Raw genomic sequence first — 16683 nt, 5'->3', positions numbered from 1 at the left:
AGCCTTCGTGTTTGGAGAAGTCTGGCTGCGCCAAGAACATAACGGTGTGCCGGCACTTCCCGCCATAATAGGCCGAAAACAAGGAACCTGACATGATCGAAGCACAGAAACCGCTGCCGCTGGCTGGCCGTGTCGCCTTCGCGAAAAACAAAGGTGTGGCCATGGCCCTGTTGGCGGCGCTGGGGTTTTCCGCCAAGGCGGTGTTCGTCAAACTGGGGTATCGCTACGGCGCCGGCGCCGAAGCCCTGCTGGTGTTGCGCATGGCCTTCGCCCTGCCGTTCTTCCTGCTGATGGCGTGGCGCAGCGGCGTGGCTGGCGGCGCGCGCCGTCTCGAGCGGCGCGACTGGCAGCAACTGGCGCTGCTGGGCTTGCTGGGCTACTACCTCTCCAGCCTGCTGGATTTCATCGGCCTGCAATACGTCTCGGCGGCGCTGGAGCGTCTGACGCTGTTTCTCTACCCGACGCTGGTGTTGTTCATCTCGGTGCTGTGGCTGGGCAAGCGCTACCCGGCCAAGGTGTGGCTGGGGGTCGGGCTGGCCTATCTCGGCATCGCCCTCGCTTTCGTGCAGGATCTGCGCGACGCCGGGCTGGGCAGTCAGGCGCTGATCGGCCTGGCCTGGGTCGTTGCCAGTACCGTGAGCTATGCCCTGTACCTGGTCGGCTCGGGGGAGGCGATCGCCCGCATCGGTGCCACCCGTTTCGCCGCGCTGGCGACACTGGTGGCGTGCCTGGCGGTGTTCGTCCACTTTGCCGTGACCACGCCGCTGACGGCGCTGCTTTTGCCCATGCCGGTGTACCTGATCGGGTTCGCCATGGGAGTGTTCAGCACGGTGCTGCCGGTGTGGTGCCTCAACGTCGCGATCCGCCAGCTCGGCGCCGGCAAGGCGGCCTCGGTCGGCACGCTGGGGCCGGTATTGACCATGGCGATGGGCTGGCTGGTCCTCGGCGAGAGCCTGACCGGGTTGCAGGTGTTGGGCGCGGCGCTGGTGATCGGCGGGGTGGGGGTGGTCGGGCGCAGCAAGTGAGCGGGCGGTCGTGACGGGAAAAGGTTGGCCGAAGATCGGTAGCTGGACATGAAAAAGCCGCATGGAATTCCATGCGGCTTTGTCCTGGCTGCGCGGGGCGCGTTCGGGGTGGCTTACAGCTTGCCGCTCACCCAGGCGTTGACGCCGGCCAGTGCCTCGGCCAGCTTCTCGGGCTGGGTGCCGCCGGCTTGGGCCATGTCGGGACGCCCGCCACCTTTACCACCCACCTGCTGGGCGACGAAGTTGACCAGTTCGCCGGCCTTGATCTTGCCGGTCAGGTCGGCGGTGACGCCGGCCACCAGCGAGACCTTGCCGTCGCCCTTGGCGGCCAGCACGATGGCGGCCGACTTGAGCTTGTCCTTGAGCTTGTCCAGGGTCTCGCGCAGCGCGGTGTTGTCGGCGCCTTCCAGCTCGGCAGCCAGCACCTTGATGCCACCGATCTCGACCGCGCTGTCGGCCAGGGTGTCGCCGGCCGAGGCGGCCAGCTTGGCCTTGAGGCGCGACAGCTCCTTCTCCAGCGCCTTCAGGTTGTCCTGCAGGCTGCCGATCTTGCCGACCACTTCCTCGCTGGTCTGCGCCTTCAGCGCGCCGGCCGCTTCCTTCACCAGGCTTTCCTGCTGCTGGGCGTAGGCCACGGCGCCTTCGCCGGTCACCGCCTCGATGCGGCGCACGCCGGCGGCCACGCCGCCTTCCGCCACGATCTTGAAGAAGCCGATGTCGCCGGTGCGCTTGACGTGGGTGCCGCCGCACAGTTCGGTGGAGAATTCGCCCATCTTCAGCACGCGCACCTCGTCGCCGTACTTCTCGCCGAACAGCGCGATGGCGCCGGCGCGGATGGCGTCGTCGTAGGCCATCACGTTGGCCGATACCTCGACGTTGTGCAGCACGATGCGGTTCACCACGCGTTCGATCTCGGCGATCTGCGCGGCCGACACCGGCTCGCCATGGGCGAAGTCGAAGCGGGTGCGCTCGGCGTTCACCAGCGAACCCTTCTGCGCCACGTGGCTGCCCAGCACGTGACGCAAGGCCGCGTGCAACAGGTGGGTGGCGGAGTGGTTGCGTGCGGTGGCGAGGCGCTTGTGCAGGTCGATGGTGGCCTGCACCGTGTCGCCGACGTGCAGCGCACCGCGCACCACGCGGCCGCTGTGGCCGAAGGTGGCGGCCTTGATCTTCTGGGTGTCGGTCACGTCGAACAGCGCGCCGACGCCGCCGCTCACCGAAATTTCGCCGCAATCGCCGACCTGGCCGCCGCCCTCGGCGTAGAACGCGGTGTCGTCCAGCACCACTACGCCTTCTTCGCCTTCGGCCAACTGCTCGACCGGGGTGCTGCCCTTGAACAGCGCCAGCACCTTGGCGTCGACGCTGGCGGTTTCGTAGCCGTGGAAGCGGGTGTCGGCACCTGCGTACTCCAGGTTGCCGGTCATCTTGAAGCTGGAGGCGGCACGCGCGCGTTCACGCTGGGCGTTCATCGCGTGCTCGAAGCCCTCCATGTCCACCTCGATATTACGCTCGCGGCAGATGTCGGCGGTCAGGTCGACCGGGAAGCCGAAGGTGTCATACAGCTTGAAGATGGTGTCGCCGTCCATGCGGATCTTGCCACCCTGCAGCGCGGCATCGACCAGCGCCATGCCGTGTTCCAGCGTCTCGGCGAAGCGGACTTCCTCGGCGCGCAGGTTGTCTTCGATGTGGGCCTGCTGCTGGCGTAGTTCCGGGTAGGCTCCGCCCATTTCTTCCACCAGGTCGGCCACGATCTTGTGGAAGAACAGGCCCTTCTGGCCCAGCTTGTAGCCGTGACGGATGGCGCGGCGGGCAATGCGGCGCAGCACGTAGCCGCGGCCTTCGTTGGACGGCAGGATGCCGTCGGCGATCATGAAGCTGCAGGCGCGGATGTGATCGGCGATCACCTTCAGCGACGGCACGTTCTGGCTGTACTCGACGCCGGTTTCACGCGCGGCGGCGCGCACCAGGCAGGCGAGGCCGTCGGTTTCGTAGTTGGACTTCACGTGCTGCAGCACGGTGGAGAGGCGCTCCAGGCCCATGCCGGTATCCACCGACGGCTTCGGCAGCGGGTGCAGCGTGCCGGTCTCGTCGCGGTTGAACTGCATGAACACGTTGTTCCAGATCTCCATGAAGCGGTCGCCGTCCTCGTCCGGGCTGCCCGGAGGGCCGCCGGCAACTTCCTCGCCGTGGTCATAGAAAATCTCGGTGCACGGGCCGCACGGGCCGGTATCGCCCATGGTCCAGAAGTTGTCGGAGGCGTACGCCGCCCCCTTGTTGTCGCCGATGCGTACGATCTTTTCCACCGGCAGGCCGACGGTCTTGTGCCAGATGTCGAAGGCCTCGTCGTCGCTGGCGTACACCGTGACCATCAGCTTTTCCTTCGGCAGGGCCAGCCACTGCTCGCCGGTCAGGAACTCCCAGGCGTAGGTGATGGCATCGTGCTTGAAGTAGTCGCCGAAGCTGAAGTTGCCCAGCATCTCGAAGAAGGTGTGGTGGCGCGCGGTATAGCCGACGTTCTCCAGGTCGTTGTGCTTGCCGCCGGCACGCAGGCATTTCTGGCTGGTGGTGGCGCGGGTGTAGTCGCGCTTCTCGAAGCCGAGGAACACGTCCTTGAACTGGACCATGCCGGCCACGGTGAACATCAGGGTCGGGTCGTTGCCGGGGATCAGGCTGCTGGAAGGCACGACCTGATGGCCCTTGGAGGCAAAAAAGTCCAGAAACTTCTGGCGAATTTCAGAGGTTTTCATAAATATTGTTTCGTCAGGGTCTAAGACGGGCCGCCAACCGGGTTGTTGCGGCGCACTACATCGAGCATGGCTCGATTGTGTCAAGCCGTCCCGGTGCTGGCAAGGGTTTCGGCCCGCTTCTTGACGGCTTCGTTCATGCCGACGAAGCCGTTTCGGGTGTGGTTGAGCAGGGTTTCGGAAAACAGCGGGGTCAACAGGCCCTGGAAGGTCTCGCGCTGGTACAGCCGGGTAGTGCCGGCATCCAGCACCTCCAGTTCAAAGGCGTGCACGCCGCAAAACAGCGGCTGGGCCAGCAAGGTGCCGCGCCAGACCAGTTTGAGGCCCGGTTCGAGCTCGATCAGGGTGGGGCGGAAGGTCATGCGCCGCGCCTGCGGCGGATGCACCGTGACGCACAGCCGCGCACCGCGCTGCAGCTTGCCGTGCAGGCCGACGATGAACGGGTTCCAGTATGGATAGCTGGGCCAGTCGGTGAGCACCTGCCAGATCTGGTCGGGGCTGGCCTGGATGTCGATACGGCTGTCGATGGTCTTGATTGGCATCGCCCTAATCCTCCGCGTCGGTAAAGTCCTCGTCCACCGTTCCTTGCAGCACCCGGCGGATCACGTCCATCGGGAAGCCGCGCGTGGCGAGAAACCGCATTTGCTTCATCTTGTCCTGGGGCGTGGCGGGCGGCGTGCCGAACTTGCGCTGCCACAGCGAGAGCGCCACGGCCGTGTCGTCCTGCTGCGCCAGCGCCGTCTCGATCGCTTCCCGGTCCAGCCCTTTTTCTCGCATCGCCTGGGCGATGCGGCGGCTGCCGTACTTGCGGCCCTTGACGTCGGCAAACTGCTCGGCAAAACGGTGGTCGGATTGCCAGCCGTTGGCCGCCAGCTCGTCGAGCAGGGTGACCAGCTGTTCTGCGCTCTCGGCAAACGGCGCGAGCCGCCGCTCCAGTTCCCGGCGCGAATATTCGCGCCGGGAGAGGAGGTCGACGGCCCGCGCTTTCAGGCTTTTCGTCATGCGCCGGATCAGAACATGCCGTCAGCCAGCTCTTCCTCTTCCGGCTGGCCTTCGGTGATGGCGACATTGATGCCGACCGCCTCGCGAATCTTGCCTTCGATCTCGCGCGCGATGGCCGGGTTGTCCTTCAGCCACAGACGGGTGTTGTCCTTGCCCTGGCCGATCTTCTGGCCGTTGTAGCTGTACCAGGCGCCGGATTTCTCGACGAAGCCATGCTCCACGCCCAGCTCGACGATTTCGCCCTCGCGCGAGATGCCTTCGCCGTACAGGATGTCGAAGCCGGCCTGACGGAACGGCGGCGATACCTTGTTCTTGACCACTTTGACGCGGGTCTCGTTACCGATGATTTCCTCGCCCTTCTTGATGCCGCCGATACGACGGATGTCGAGGCGCACCGAGGCGTAGAACTTCAGCGCGTTGCCGCCGGTGGTGGTTTCCGGGCTGCCGAACATCACGCCGATCTTCATGCGGATCTGGTTGATGAAGATCACCAGGGTGTTGGTGCGCTTGATATTGCCGGTCAGCTTGCGCAGCGCCTGGCTCATCAGGCGGGCGTGCAGGCCGACGTGGTTGTCGCCCATTTCGCCTTCGATTTCGGCCTTCGGCACCAGGGCCGCCACCGAGTCGACCACGATCACGTCGACGCCGCTGGAACGCACCAGCATGTCACAGATTTCCAGCGCCTGTTCGCCGGTGTCCGGCTGCGAGATCAGCAGGTCTTCGACGTTGACGCCGAGTTTCTGGGCGTAGGTCGGGTCGAGCGCGTTTTCCGCATCGATGTAGGCGCAGGTGCCGCCCAGTTTCTGCGCTTCGGCCACCACCTGCAGACACAGCGTGGTCTTGCCGGACGATTCCGGGCCGTAGATTTCCACCACGCGACCGCGCGGCAGGCCGCCCACGCCCAGCGCCAGATCGAGACCGAGCGAGCCGGTGCTGATCACCTGCAGATTTTCGGTGATCTGGTTGTCGCTCATGCGCATGATCGAACCCTTGCCGAACTGCTTCTCAATCTGGGCAAGGGCCGCGGCCAGGGCCTTGCTCTTGTCTTCGGAACGCTCCGCCATGCTGTCTCCAAAAATCGGGTTTGATAAACGTACCGCCGGATTATCGCACAAAGCCCATGGCGCTCAAACGCGGGCATGCGCGCGCCGGCCAAGCGCGATCTGCCGTGAGGCGCTTGAAATGCCGGGGAATGCAGCCACTTCTCACTCCACGGGGGACGTGTAAAATGATTGGCATGCTGAACGAACGCGCGCAACGCCTGCTGAAAGCTCTGGTCGAGCGCTACATCGCCGACGGGCAGCCGGTCGGTTCCCGCACGCTGGCCATGGTGGCGGGGCTGGACCTGTCCCCGGCCTCGATTCGTAACGTGCTGGCCGATCTCGAAGAGATGGGCCTGGTTGCCTCGCCGCACACCTCGGCCGGCCGTATACCGACCGCCAAGGGCTACCGCCTGTTCGTCGACCGGATGCTGACCATCCGGCCGCTGGAAGAGGGCACGCTGCACGAGCTGGAGCACAGCCTGCAGCCGGACAGCCCGCAGCGCATCGCCCAGTCGGCCTCGTCGCTGCTGTCGGATCTCACCCATTTCGCCGGCGTGGTGATCACCCCGCAGCGCCTCGACGTGGCCTTCCGCCAGGTCGAGTTCCTGCGCCTATCGGAGCGGCGCATCCTGCTGATCCTGGTGACCATGGACGGCGACGTGCAGAATCACCTGCTCAATCCGTTGCGCGACTACTCCCCGACCGAGCTGATCGAGGCCGCCAACTTCCTCAACCAGCACTACGCCGGCCAGGGCTTGACCAGCATCGCGCAGCGCATGGAGAGCGAGCTGCACCAGCTGAAGGGGGATATCACCGAGCTGATGGCGGCGGCGATCCGCTTCGGCCAGAGCGCGATGAGCGACGCGCCGGCCTCGGTGGTGATCGCCGGCGGTACCAACCTGCTGAACGTCAGCGATCTCTCCGACGACCTGACGCGGTTGCGCGAGTTGTTCGAGACCTTCGAGCGCAAGACCGAGCTGCTGGAGCTGCTCAACCAGAGCCGCAACGCGCAGGGGGTCAATATTTTCATCGGCGAGGAGTCGGGGGTGGTGACGCTGGGCGAGTGCTCGATCGTGACCGCGCCTTACTGCATCAATGGCCAGGTGGTGGGCACGCTCGGCGTGGTGGGCCCGACCCGCATGGCCTACGAGCGCGTCATTCCCATCGTGGACATTACCTCGCGCCTGGTATCGAGCGCGCTGTCCTATCAATAAACCCAGTCGGTCGGCGTGGTGCCGGCGGATGCCTTACCGGAACGCCCTGATGAAACTCCTTACCTGCCTGGCTGCCGCCACGCTCGCCCTGACCAGCTCGCTGGCGCTGGCCGACGCGGCGTTTCTCGCCCGGCCCGACGTGCAACGCTATATCGACGAGCAGGTGGCCAGCGGCCAGTTCGACCGCCCCGAGCTGGAGGCAGTGTTCGCCAACGTCGAAACCAAGCCCAACATCCTGCAGATACTCGACCGCCCGGCCACCTCGCGGCCGTGGTACCAGTTCCGTCCGGCCTTCTTCAACGATCGCCTGATCGACGGCGGCGTGTCGTTCTGGAAGGACAACGCGGCTACGCTGGAGCGGGCCGAGGCGACCTTCGGCGTGGCGCCGGAGGTGGTGGTGGCGATCATCGGCATCGAGACCGGCTACGGCCGCAGCACCGGCAGTTTCCGCGTGGTGGATGCCCTGTCGACCATCGGTTTCGATTACCCGCGCCGCGCCGAGTATTTCCGCGGCGAACTCACCGAGTTCCTGCGCCTGGCCAAGGAAGAAGGCAAGAATCCGCTGCTCTTGAAAGGCTCCTACGCCGGCGCCATGGGCTGGCCGCAGTTCATGCCGTCGAGCTACCGCAAGTGGGCGGTAGACTTCGACGGCGACGGCCATCGCGATATCTGGGGCAGCGTGCCGGACGTGATCGGCAGCGTGGCGCATTACTTCCAGCTGCACGGCTGGCGCCACGGCGACGACGTGATCCTGCCGGCCAGCGTGCAGCCGGGGGCGCAGGTCGATCAGCTGGTGGCCGACAAGTTCAACCTGCACTATACCGTGGGCGAGCTGAAGCAGATGGGGGTGCAGCCGGAGGCGCCGGTGGGCGACCAGGTGCCGGCGGTGCTGGTGCCGCTGGAAACCGCGCCCGGCGTGACCGAATACTGGCTCGGTCTGAACAACTTCTACGTCATCACCCGCTACAACAAGAGCACCCTGTACGCCAAAGCGGCGCAGGAGGTGGCAGCCGCCATCCGCGAGCGTTATCTGGCGCAGCAGTTCCTCGGCCAGCAGCCGGTTTCGACACCGGCGCCGTGACGTCGGGCGGCGACGAAAAGGGTCGCCTTGCCTGCCAATTGGAATTAGAATCCGCCACCATGACTTATCAAGTGCTTGCCCGCAAATGGCGCCCGAAACGCTTTGCCGACCTGGTCGGTCAGGAGCACGTGGTGCGCGCCCTGACCAACGCCCTGGCCGGTGAGCGGCTGCATCACGCCTACCTGCTGACCGGCACGCGCGGCGTGGGCAAGACCACCATCGCCCGGATTCTGGCCAAGAGCCTCAACTGCGAGGTCGGTGTCGGCGCCGAGCCGTGCGGCGAGTGTTCCGCCTGTCGCCAGATCGACGCCGGCCGCTTCGTCGACCTCTTGGAGATCGACGCCGCCTCCAATACCGGCATCGACAATATCCGCGAAGTGCTGGAAAACGCCCAGTACGCGCCTACCTCGGGGCGCTACAAGGTGTACATCATCGACGAGGTGCACATGCTCTCCAAGAGCGCCTTCAACGCCATGTTGAAGACGCTGGAAGAGCCGCCGGCCCACGTCAAGTTCATCCTTGCCACCACCGATCCGCAGAAGGTGCCGGTGACGGTGCTGAGCCGCTGTCTGCAGTTCTCGCTGCGCAACATGACGCCGCAGCAGGTGGCGGGCCACCTGGCACGCGTGCTCGACGTGGAGCAGGTGAGCTACGAGGCGCCGGCGCTGGCGCTGCTCGGCCGTGCCGCCGCCGGCTCGATGCGCGACGCGCTGTCGCTGCTCGACCAGGCCATCGCCTACGGCGTTGGCAAGGTCGAGGAGGGCGGGGTGCGCGCCATGCTGGGTGCGGTCGACCGTGCCTACCTCTATACCCTGTTGGAAGCCCTGGCCGAGGCCGACGGCCCGCGCCTGATCGCCGAGGCCAAGGCGTTGGCCGAGCGCGGCGTCGGCTTCGACAGCGCACTGGGCGAACTGGCCCTGCTGTTGCAGCAGATCGCGCTGGCGCAGACGGTACCGGCCGCCATCACCGGTGACGACCCCGACGCCGAGGCGGTGCTGGCTCTGGCGCAACTGATCGCGCCGGAAGACGTGCAGCTCTACTACCAGATCGCCATCCATGGCCGCAAGGACCTGGCCCTGGCGCCGGACGAGCACGCCGGTTTCACCATGACGCTGCTACGCATGCTGGCGTTTCATCCGCAGAATGCGCCGGGCGACAGCACGCCGGCACCGCGTCCGGCGGCGGCGAGCCGTCCCGAGCCGGCGAGCCGGCCGGCCGTGCCGAGTGAGCCGTCGGTGGAGGGGGCTTCCGCTGCCAAGGCCTTGCTGGCGCGTTTGTCCGGCCGCAACGGAGCGGCGCGCAGTGCACCCGCCACGCCGGACGAGTCCGCACCGGCCGACCCCGAACCCGAGCCGGCGCGCGTCGAACCCGCGCCGGCGCGCGTCGAACCCGCGCCGCAGCCGGTGCCGGCGGCCCCGGCCGTCGCCACTCAGGCCGCGCCGGCCACGCCGCCGTCGGTCGAACTGGCGCCGTGGGAGGATGCTCCCGACGACGCCGGCGATGTCGCCGCCGAAGCCTGGCAGGCGGGGGTGAGCGCCGACGACAGCACTGCCGAGGCGTGGCCGGAGCCGGTCGCACCGCCTGCCGCCGCCGAGCCCTACGTTTTCGACGGTGATTGGGCGGGGCTGGTGGCCGAGCTGGGCGCGCGCATGGGGGCCAGCCGCATGCTGGCGCACAACGCGGTGCTCAAATCCTGGGATGGGCGGCGCTTGCAGCTGGCGGTGCCGGAGAGCTTCCGTCACCTCGCCACGCGCGATTACCAGGAAAAACTCAAGGCCGCGTTGGCCGAACGCTTCGGCCAGGCGCCGGAGCTGTCGGTCAGCGTGGAGGAGCTGGGGATGGAAACCCCGGCGATGCGCGAGGCGCGTTTCCGCCAGGAACAGCTGGCGGCGGCGCGCGTCAATCTCGAAAACGATCCCGTGGTGCGGCAGCTGGTCGGCGAATTCAACGCCGTGCTGCTCACCGAGACGATTCAACCTGTGCAGGAGTTGTAGCCCATGTTCGGAAAAGGTGGTATCGCCGGCCTGATGAAGCAGGCCCAGCAGATGCAGGAAAACATGAAGAAGGCCCAGGAAGAGCTGGGCAAGGTCGAAGTCGAAGGCCAATCCGGCGCCGGCCTGGTCAAGGTGGTGATGACCTGCCAGCACGACATCAAGCGCGTGTCGATCGACGACAGCCTGCTGGAAGACGCCAAGGACGACAAGGAAATGCTGGAAGACCTGATCGCCGCCGCCGTCAACGACGCGGTGCGCAAGGTGGAAAGCACCACCCAGGACAAGATGTCCGGTTTCACCGCCGGCCTCAACCTGCCGCCGGGCATGAAACTGCCGTTCTGATTCCCGATGTCTTCCTAAAGAACCGGCTCTCGATCTGTAGCGAGCGGCCCTCAGCGGGGTGAATGGCAGCGCAGAAACCGGAATGTACACACAGTACATGAGGATTTCTGATCGCTGAGCGAATCCCTGCGTGCCAATCTTTGATTGGCTCAGCGATAGATTCGCACGCCGTATACATGAGCCCCGATCAGGGCTGCGTAGCAAGATCGGGGGCTGGTTCTAAGGTTGGCCGAAGCATGGGCTTCGGCCAACCTTTTTCTCTTTCTCCGCCTGCCCGATGAAAAATCCCCCCTCGCTCGACCAGTTGATTTCCGCGCTCAAGGTGCTGCCCGGGGTCGGCCCCAAGTCGGCCCAGCGCATGGCGTTCCACCTGCTGCAGCGCGATCAGGCCGGGGCCGACCGGCTGGCGCGCGCGCTCGACCGGGCGCTGGCCAACCTGACCCACTGCGAGCGCTGCAACACCTTCAGCGAGACGCCGTTGTGCAATCTGTGCGCCGAGCCGGCGCGCAACCAGCACCAGCTGTGCATTGTGGAAATGCCGGCCGACCTCCTGATGCTGGAGCAGGCGCGCTGCTACGACGGGCTGTACTTCGTGCTGATGGGGCGGCTGTCGCCGATCGACGGCATCGGCCCCAAGGACGTCAACCTCGACAAGCTGATGGTGCGCGCGCTCGACGGCGTGGTGGAGGAGGTGATCATCGCCACCAACTTCACCGCCGAAGGCGAGGTGACGGCGCACATGATCGCCGAGTTGCTGAAGGACCGGGGCCTGGCGGTCAGCCGCATCGCGCGCGGCATGCCGGTGGGCGGCGAGTTGGAGTACGTCGACTCAGGCACGCTGGCGCAGGCGCTGTACGAGCGGCGCCAGCTGGGGTGATCCAGGGGCGGTAAGATTCGCGCAAGGGACAAAAGGTTGGCCGAAGGCGCTCTGCGCGTGCCTTCGGCCAACCTTTTTTGCCGTGGCGCTCGGCAGGCTAGTGGCTCAGCTGCGGAAACAGCCGGTACAGCCCGTCCACGATGATCTCCACCGACACCGCCGCCAGGATCATGCCCATCACCCGGTTGACGATGTTGATGCCGGTCTGGCCGAGCCAGCGGCTGATCGGCGTGGCCATCGCCATCGCGGCGTAGCAGGACAGCGCGATCAGCAGGCCGCTGACGATCAGGTAGCTGATCTGCACCCAGCTGTGGGCCGTGGTGCTGTAGATGATCACGGTGGAGATGGTGCCCGGCCCGGTCAGCAGCGGCATCGCCATCGGCACCACCGCGATGTTGGTGCGCAACTCGGCTTCCACGCGCTCCTCGTCGCTGGTCTTGGTGGGGTTGGGCTTGGCGTTCATCAGCGCCAGCGCGATCATCATCACCAGCAGGCCGCCGCCGACTTGGAACGAGCCGATGCTGATGCCGAGAAATTTCAGCAGGCTCTCGCCGATCAGCGCCGAGGTGATGATCACCACCGCCACCGAGGTGGACGAAATCTTGGCGATCTTGCGCCGCTCGATCTGGCTCGCGTTGGGCGTCAGGCTGATGAACAGCGGAATCGCGCCGAGCGGGTTGACCAGCACCAGCAGCGAAATGAATATCTTGGCGATTTCCAGTTCTTTCATGAGCCGGATGTCCTTGTTGTTGTCGAAGTCAGTCGGTAAGGGAAACGTTCCGCTACGTTTCTGAAGAGGTCCCGGCTCCGCCCGGGCAAGAAAAATCGGCAGACACCCGGTCTGCCGACGCGCGCTCAGGAGCCGGGGCAGGGGCTCACAGCAGCAGGTTCTTCAGCGCGGCCTCGTAGATGTCCGACAGCCGCTCGATGGCGTGCACTTCGACGCACTCGTTCAGCTTGTGGATCGAGGCATTGACCGGGCCGAACTCGGCCAGTTCGCGCGCGATGCGCTTGATGAAGCGCCCGTCCGAGGTGCCGCCGGTGGTGGACAGTTCGGCATCCACCCCCATCACCTGCTTGATGGAGCGTTCCAGCGCCCGCGTCAGCGTCCCTTCTTCGGTCAGGAACGGGTTGCCGGACAAGGTCCAGTGCAGCTCGTAGGCCAGGCCGTGGGCGTCCAGGATGTGGTGCACGCGGTCCTTCAGCGTCTCGGCGGTGTGCTCGGTGGAGAAGCGGAAGTTGAACTTGACCTCGCAGGAGCCGGGGATGATGTTGGTGGCGCCGGTGCCGGCATTAATATTCGACACCTGCCAGCTGGTCGGCGGGAAGTGGTGGTTGCCCTGGTCCCATTCCTCGGCGGCCAGTTCGGCCAGCGCCGGGGCGATCAGGTGCACCGGGTTCTTCGCCAGGTGCGGGTAGGCGATGTGGCCCTGGATGCCGTGCACGATCAGGTGACCCGACAGCGAGCCGCGCCGGCCGTTCTTGATGGTGTCGCCCAGCACGTGGTTGGAGGTCGGTTCGCCGACGATGCAGTAATCGATCAGCTCGCCACGCGCTTCCAGCGTATCCACCACGCGCACCGTGCCGTCGATGGCGCTGCCTTCCTCGTCCGAGGTGATCAACAGTGCGATCGAACCCGGGTGGTCCGGGTGCTGCGCCACGAAGCGCTCGATCGAGGTGATGAAAGCCGCCAGCGAGGCCTTCATGTCCGCCGCGCCGCGTCCGAACAGGTAGCCGTTGCGGATGGTGGGCTCGAACGGGTGGCTGTCCCATTTGTCCAGCGGGCCGGTCGGCACCACGTCGGTATGGCCGGCGAAGCACACCACCGGACCGCTCGTGCCACGGCGGGCCCAGAAGTTGTCGACGTCGCCGTGGCGCATGCGCTCCACGGTGAAACCGACCGCCTCCAGGCGGGCGATCATGCGCTCCTGGCAGCCGGCGTCGTTCGGGGTGACCGAATCCAGCCGGATCAGCTCTTCGGTCAGCATCAGGGTATTGGTCATCGGCCGAATGCCTTTCCGTAGAGGTCTTCCTTGAAGCCGAGTTCGACGGCCTCTCCGCGCTCCAGCACCGGGCGCTTGATCAGCGACGGGTTGGCCTGGATCAGCGCGATGGCCGAGCCGACGTCGTCGGCCCGCGCCTTGTCGGCGTCGGAGAGCTTGCGCCAGGTGGTGCCCTGGCGGTTGATCACCTTGTTAAGGCCGACGGCCTCGATCCAGTGCTGCAGGCGCGCCTCGGCGATGCCCTGTTTCTTGAAATCGTGGAACACGTAGTCGATCTGGTGCTCGGTCAGCCACTGGCGGGCTTTCTTGACCGTGTCGCAGTTGGGTATGCCGTAGAGGGTGGTGGTCATGTCGATGCGGGTTAAACGTCCAGGGTGAAGCCATCAAAGCTGGCGGAGGCATCCTTGCCGGCCGGTTTGGCCGCGGCCGGCTTGCCGGCGGGCTCTTCGCCAGGCTTGTCGTGACCGTGGTTGATCAGCCAGTACAGGTTGGTCGGCGAGTCGGCATTGCGCAGCGCCTCGTCGAGCGTAATCTTGCCATCGCGATACAGCCGGAACAAGGATTGCTCGAAGGTCTGGGCGCCTTCGCTCATGCTGTGCTCGATCGCCTCCTTGATGCTGGAGATCTCCCCGGTGCGGATCAGTTCGGCGATGTGCGAGGTGTTGAGCAGCAACTCCACAGCCGGCGTCAGCGTCTTGTCGACCGTCGGCACCAGGCGCTGGGACACCACCGCCTTGAGCGAGACCGACAGATCCATCAGCAGCGCGGTACGGTTGTCGGGCGGGAAGAAGCTGATCACCCGGTTCAGCATGTGGTAGCTGTTGTTGGCGTGCAGCGTGGTGATGCAGAGGTGGCCCGACTGGGCGTAGTTGATGGCGTACATCAAGGTCTCGGCATCGCGGATTTCGCCGATCATCAGCACCTCCGGCGCCTCGCGCATGGCGTTCTTCAGCGCTGTCTGGTAGCTCTTGGTGTCGATGCCGATTTCGCGCTGGTTGACGATCGACTTCCTGTGCTCGAACAGGAATTCGATCGGGTCCTCCACCGTCAGGATATGTCCGCTCTTGCTCTGGTTGCGGTGCTCCAGCAGCGCCGCCACGGTCGAGCTCTTGCCGCTGCCGGTGGCGCCCACCACGATGATCAGGCCGCGCTTTTCCATGATCAGCGGCTTGAGCATCGCCGGCAGGTTGAGTTTCTCCAGCGACGGGATGGTCGGGGCGATGCGGCGGATGACCATCGCCGGTTGCCCTTTCTGGCGGAAGATGTTGACGCGGAAATTGCCCAGATCGTCGACCTGGCGCGCGAAGTTCATCTCGAACTCGCGCTCGTACTCGGCGATCTCCTCCTCGTCCATCAGGCTGTAGACCAGTGTCTTCACTTGTTCAGGGGTCAGCGCCTTGTCGTTGACCGGCAGCGTCACCCCCTCGATCTTGATCTGGGCCGGGGCGTGGGCGGTGAAGAAGATATCGCTGGCACTCTTGTCGGCCATCAATTTGAAAAACGGCAACAACAACATGATTCGGCTCCTGCTGGGCATGGCTTTTGTGCAAGTGTAGCCGTAAATGGCATAAAGAAACCCGCCTGAAGCGGGTTTCTTTGCCGGGTGCCGCGAGCTTTTTCACGGGGACTTGGCCAGCTCCTGGTCCCGCAGCGCGCGGCGCAGGATCTTGCCGACATTGGTCTTGGGCAGCTCGCTGCGGAACTCGACGTGGCGCGGCACCTTGTAGCCGGTCAGATTCTTGCGGCAATGCTCGATGATGTCCTTCTCGGTGAGCGCGGGGTCCTTGCGTGTCACAAACACCTTGACCACCTCGCCCGACTTCTCGTCCGGCACGCCGATGCATGCCACCTCCAGCACGCCGGGGTGCATCGCCACCACGTCCTCGATCTCGTTGGGGTAGACGTTGAAGCCGGACACCAGGATCATGTCCTTCTTGCGGTCCACCAGCTTGACGAATCCGCCCGGTGTCACCATCGCCATGTCCCCGGTGGCGAGGAAACCATCTGCGCCGATCACCTTGGCGGTCTCGTCCGGGCGCTGCCAGTAGCCTTTCATCACCTGAGGCCCGCGGATGAACAGCTCGCCGGCTTCGCCAACCGGCAGCTCGCGTCCCTCGGCGTCACGAATCTGGATCTCGGTCGACGACACTGGCAGGCCGATGCTGCCGTTGTATTCCTTCAGATTGAGCGGGTTGATGCAGGCGGCAGGCGAGGTTTCGGTCAGCCCGTAGGCCTCCACCAGCGCCACCCCGGTGACTTCCTTCCATTTGTCCGCCACCGCCTTCTGCACCGCCATGCCGCCGCCCAGCGTCAGGCGCCAGGTCGAAAAATCGATGGTCTTGAAATCGGGGTGATGCAGCAGCGCGTTGAACAGGGTGTTGACCCCGGTGATGGCCGTCACCTTATAGTTCTTCATCTCCTTGATGAAGCCGGCGATGTCACGCGGATTGGTGATCAGCACGTTCAGCGCGCCCACCTCGGTGAACGTCATCAGGTTCGCGGTCAGCGAGAAGATGTGGTAGAGCGGCAGGGCGGTGACGATGACCTCCTGCCCCTCGTGGATGACCGGCTTGATCCAAGCTCCCGCCTGCAGCATGTTGGCGACGATGTTGCCGTGGCTCAGCATCGCCCCCTTGGCCACCCCGGTGGTGCCTCCGGTGTATTGCAGAAAGGCGATGTCGTCGTGGTTGAGGTCGACCGGCATCGGAGCCTGGCGGCGGCCTTCGGCCAGCGCCGCCGGGAAGCGGATGTGGCCGGGCAGGTTCCACGCCGGCACCATCTTCTTGATCCTGCGGATGACGAAGTTGACGATGGCAGACTTCGGAAAGTCCAGCATGTCGCCGATCGACGCCACGATCACGTGCTTGATCCGGGTGCGGGCGATGACCTCCTCGAGCACGCTGGCGAAGTTTTCCAGGATCACGATCGTCTCGGCGCCGGAGTCGTTCAGCTGGTGTTCCAGCTCGCGCGGCGTGTAGAGCGGGTTGACGTTGACCACGGTCAGGCCGGCACGCAGGGTACCGAACACGCCGATCGGGTATTGCAGCAGGTTGGGCATCATCAGGGCGACGCGGTCGCCTCTCTTGAGGCCAAGGCGATGCTGCAGGAACGAGGCGAACTCGGCGACGTGCTGGTTGAGGTCCCCGTAACTCAGCACCTTCCCCATATTGGCCATGGCGGGGCGGCTGCGAAACTTGGCGACAGAACGCTCGAACACCTCATCGATCGATCTGAAACTATCGATATCGATGTCGTGCTCGACGCCGGGCTGGTAATTCTTGAGCCAGAGTTTATCCATGCTGTGTTTCTCCATCGTGCTTGATTCGGGACGCCTCGCCTCAAGTCTTTTTGCCGAGCG

The 16683-nt window shown here is 65.2% G+C and carries 15 protein-coding genes; 6 read left to right on the top strand and 9 right to left on the bottom strand.

The genetic code is table 11. The features are described 5' to 3' along the window. Nucleotides 1–92: 92 nt before the first annotated feature. Complete coding sequence (locus AC3WG5_RS01855) at nucleotides 93–1025, top strand: DMT family transporter (RefSeq protein WP_482580776.1); 933 nt, start codon at nucleotides 93–95, stop codon at nucleotides 1023–1025. Nucleotides 1026–1138: 113 nt separating this feature from the next. Here the strand turns inward: AC3WG5_RS01855 and alaS are convergent, their stop codons facing one another. The 4 genes from alaS to recA all read right to left on the bottom strand — a co-directional run bounded on the left by alaS (nucleotide 1139) and on the right by recA (nucleotide 5835). After that, nucleotides 1139–3772 carry an alanine--tRNA ligase gene (gene alaS, locus AC3WG5_RS01850; RefSeq protein ID WP_492567579.1) on the bottom strand — a complete coding sequence of 878 codons (2634 nt, stop codon included), beginning with the start codon at nucleotides 3770–3772 and terminating at the stop codon, nucleotides 1139–1141. 80 nt (nucleotides 3773–3852) lie between these two features. After that, a complete protein-coding gene (locus AC3WG5_RS01845; protein WP_014087864.1) occupies nucleotides 3853–4311 on the bottom strand; it encodes an SRPBCC domain-containing protein in 459 nt (152 codons plus the stop codon). Nucleotides 4312–4315: 4 nt separating this feature from the next. Next, nucleotides 4316–4771, bottom strand: a complete 456-nt coding sequence (recX, locus tag AC3WG5_RS01840; RefSeq protein ID WP_294865014.1) for a recombination regulator RecX — start codon at nucleotides 4769–4771, stop codon at nucleotides 4316–4318. An 8-nt stretch (nucleotides 4772–4779) separates the two neighbouring features. Continuing rightward, the gene (gene recA, locus AC3WG5_RS01835) at nucleotides 4780–5835 is read right to left on the bottom strand and encodes a recombinase RecA (protein WP_014087862.1); all 1056 of its coding nucleotides are present in this window, start codon (nucleotides 5833–5835) and stop codon (nucleotides 4780–4782) included. A gap of 173 nt (nucleotides 5836–6008) precedes the next feature. Between recA and hrcA the strand changes: the two genes are divergently transcribed. The 5 genes from hrcA to recR all read left to right on the top strand — a co-directional run bounded on the left by hrcA (nucleotide 6009) and on the right by recR (nucleotide 11322). Next, a complete protein-coding gene (hrcA, locus tag AC3WG5_RS01830; protein ID WP_492567578.1) occupies nucleotides 6009–7028 on the top strand; it encodes a heat-inducible transcriptional repressor HrcA in 1020 nt (339 codons plus the stop codon). A gap of 49 nt (nucleotides 7029–7077) precedes the next feature. Further along, nucleotides 7078–8109, top strand: a complete 1032-nt coding sequence (gene mltB, locus AC3WG5_RS01825) for a lytic murein transglycosylase B (protein WP_492567577.1) — start codon at nucleotides 7078–7080, stop codon at nucleotides 8107–8109. A 59-nt stretch (nucleotides 8110–8168) separates the two neighbouring features. Next, nucleotides 8169–10103 carry a DNA polymerase III subunit gamma/tau gene (gene dnaX, locus AC3WG5_RS01820; RefSeq protein ID WP_492567576.1) on the top strand — a complete coding sequence of 645 codons (1935 nt, stop codon included), beginning with the start codon at nucleotides 8169–8171 and terminating at the stop codon, nucleotides 10101–10103. Nucleotides 10104–10106: 3 nt separating this feature from the next. Further along, nucleotides 10107–10445 (top strand): YbaB/EbfC family nucleoid-associated protein, encoded by a 339-nt coding sequence (locus AC3WG5_RS01815; RefSeq protein ID WP_008954482.1) that lies wholly within the window; start codon nucleotides 10107–10109, stop codon nucleotides 10443–10445. A 277-nt stretch (nucleotides 10446–10722) separates the two neighbouring features. Further along, entirely contained in the window at nucleotides 10723–11322 is a 600-nt protein-coding gene (gene recR / locus AC3WG5_RS01810; protein ID WP_008954483.1) for a recombination mediator RecR, read from the top strand. Between the two features lie 97 nt (nucleotides 11323–11419). Here recR and AC3WG5_RS01805 read toward each other — a convergent pair whose 3' ends face one another. From AC3WG5_RS01805 to AC3WG5_RS01785, 5 genes are all read right to left on the bottom strand, one after another. Next, on the bottom strand, nucleotides 11420–12052 hold the full coding sequence (locus tag AC3WG5_RS01805) for a MarC family protein (protein ID WP_008954484.1): 633 nt from the start codon (nucleotides 12050–12052) through the stop codon (nucleotides 11420–11422). Between the two features lie 145 nt (nucleotides 12053–12197). Beyond that, entirely contained in the window at nucleotides 12198–13325 is a 1128-nt protein-coding gene (gene dapE, locus AC3WG5_RS01800; RefSeq protein WP_492567575.1) for a succinyl-diaminopimelate desuccinylase, read from the bottom strand. Beyond that, on the bottom strand, nucleotides 13322–13675 hold the full coding sequence (locus AC3WG5_RS01795) for an ArsC family reductase (RefSeq protein WP_492567574.1): 354 nt from the start codon (nucleotides 13673–13675) through the stop codon (nucleotides 13322–13324). Before AC3WG5_RS01795 ends, dapE begins: the two co-directional genes overlap by 4 nt. An 11-nt stretch (nucleotides 13676–13686) precedes the next feature. Further along, nucleotides 13687–14841: a PilT/PilU family type 4a pilus ATPase gene (locus tag AC3WG5_RS01790; protein WP_085275357.1), complete on the bottom strand. Its 1155-nt coding sequence runs from the start codon at nucleotides 14839–14841 to the stop codon at nucleotides 13687–13689. Nucleotides 14842–14943: 102 nt separating this feature from the next. After that, nucleotides 14944–16623, bottom strand: a complete 1680-nt coding sequence (locus tag AC3WG5_RS01785) for a long-chain-fatty-acid--CoA ligase (RefSeq protein WP_492567573.1) — start codon at nucleotides 16621–16623, stop codon at nucleotides 14944–14946. Nucleotides 16624–16683: the final 60 nt, after the last annotated feature.

The organism is Pseudogulbenkiania sp. FW507-F1, assembly GCF_058781125.1.
The sequence above is the reverse complement of the archived record's forward strand: the minus strand, read 5'-3'. Positions and strand labels throughout refer to the sequence as shown.

Excerpts from the sequence above, each read along its gene's own strand:
- recX (WP_294865014.1), bottom strand. The coding sequence starts at position 4,771 with ATGACGAAAAGCCTGAAAGCGCGGGCCGTCGACCTCCTCTCCCGGCGC.
- AC3WG5_RS01795 (WP_492567574.1), bottom strand. The coding sequence starts at position 13,675 with ATGACCACCACCCTCTACGGCATACCCAACTGCGACACGGTCAAGAAA.
- AC3WG5_RS01790 (WP_085275357.1), bottom strand. The coding sequence starts at position 14,841 with ATGTTGTTGTTGCCGTTTTTCAAATTGATGGCCGACAAGAGTGCCAGC.
- AC3WG5_RS01845 (WP_014087864.1), bottom strand. The coding sequence starts at position 4,311 with ATGCCAATCAAGACCATCGACAGCCGTATCGACATCCAGGCCAGCCCC.
- dnaX (WP_492567576.1), top strand. The coding sequence starts at position 8,169 with ATGACTTATCAAGTGCTTGCCCGCAAATGGCGCCCGAAACGCTTTGCC.
- mltB (WP_492567577.1), top strand. The coding sequence starts at position 7,078 with ATGAAACTCCTTACCTGCCTGGCTGCCGCCACGCTCGCCCTGACCAGC.
- dapE (WP_492567575.1), bottom strand. The coding sequence starts at position 13,325 with ATGACCAATACCCTGATGCTGACCGAAGAGCTGATCCGGCTGGATTCG.
- recR (WP_008954483.1), top strand. The coding sequence starts at position 10,723 with ATGAAAAATCCCCCCTCGCTCGACCAGTTGATTTCCGCGCTCAAGGTG.
- hrcA (WP_492567578.1), top strand. The coding sequence starts at position 6,009 with ATGCTGAACGAACGCGCGCAACGCCTGCTGAAAGCTCTGGTCGAGCGC.
- AC3WG5_RS01855 (WP_482580776.1), top strand. The coding sequence starts at position 93 with ATGATCGAAGCACAGAAACCGCTGCCGCTGGCTGGCCGTGTCGCCTTC.
- alaS (WP_492567579.1), bottom strand. The coding sequence starts at position 3,772 with ATGAAAACCTCTGAAATTCGCCAGAAGTTTCTGGACTTTTTTGCCTCC.
- AC3WG5_RS01805 (WP_008954484.1), bottom strand. The coding sequence starts at position 12,052 with ATGAAAGAACTGGAAATCGCCAAGATATTCATTTCGCTGCTGGTGCTG.
- AC3WG5_RS01785 (WP_492567573.1), bottom strand. The coding sequence starts at position 16,623 with ATGGATAAACTCTGGCTCAAGAATTACCAGCCCGGCGTCGAGCACGAC.
- recA (WP_014087862.1), bottom strand. The coding sequence starts at position 5,835 with ATGGCGGAGCGTTCCGAAGACAAGAGCAAGGCCCTGGCCGCGGCCCTT.
- AC3WG5_RS01815 (WP_008954482.1), top strand. The coding sequence starts at position 10,107 with ATGTTCGGAAAAGGTGGTATCGCCGGCCTGATGAAGCAGGCCCAGCAG.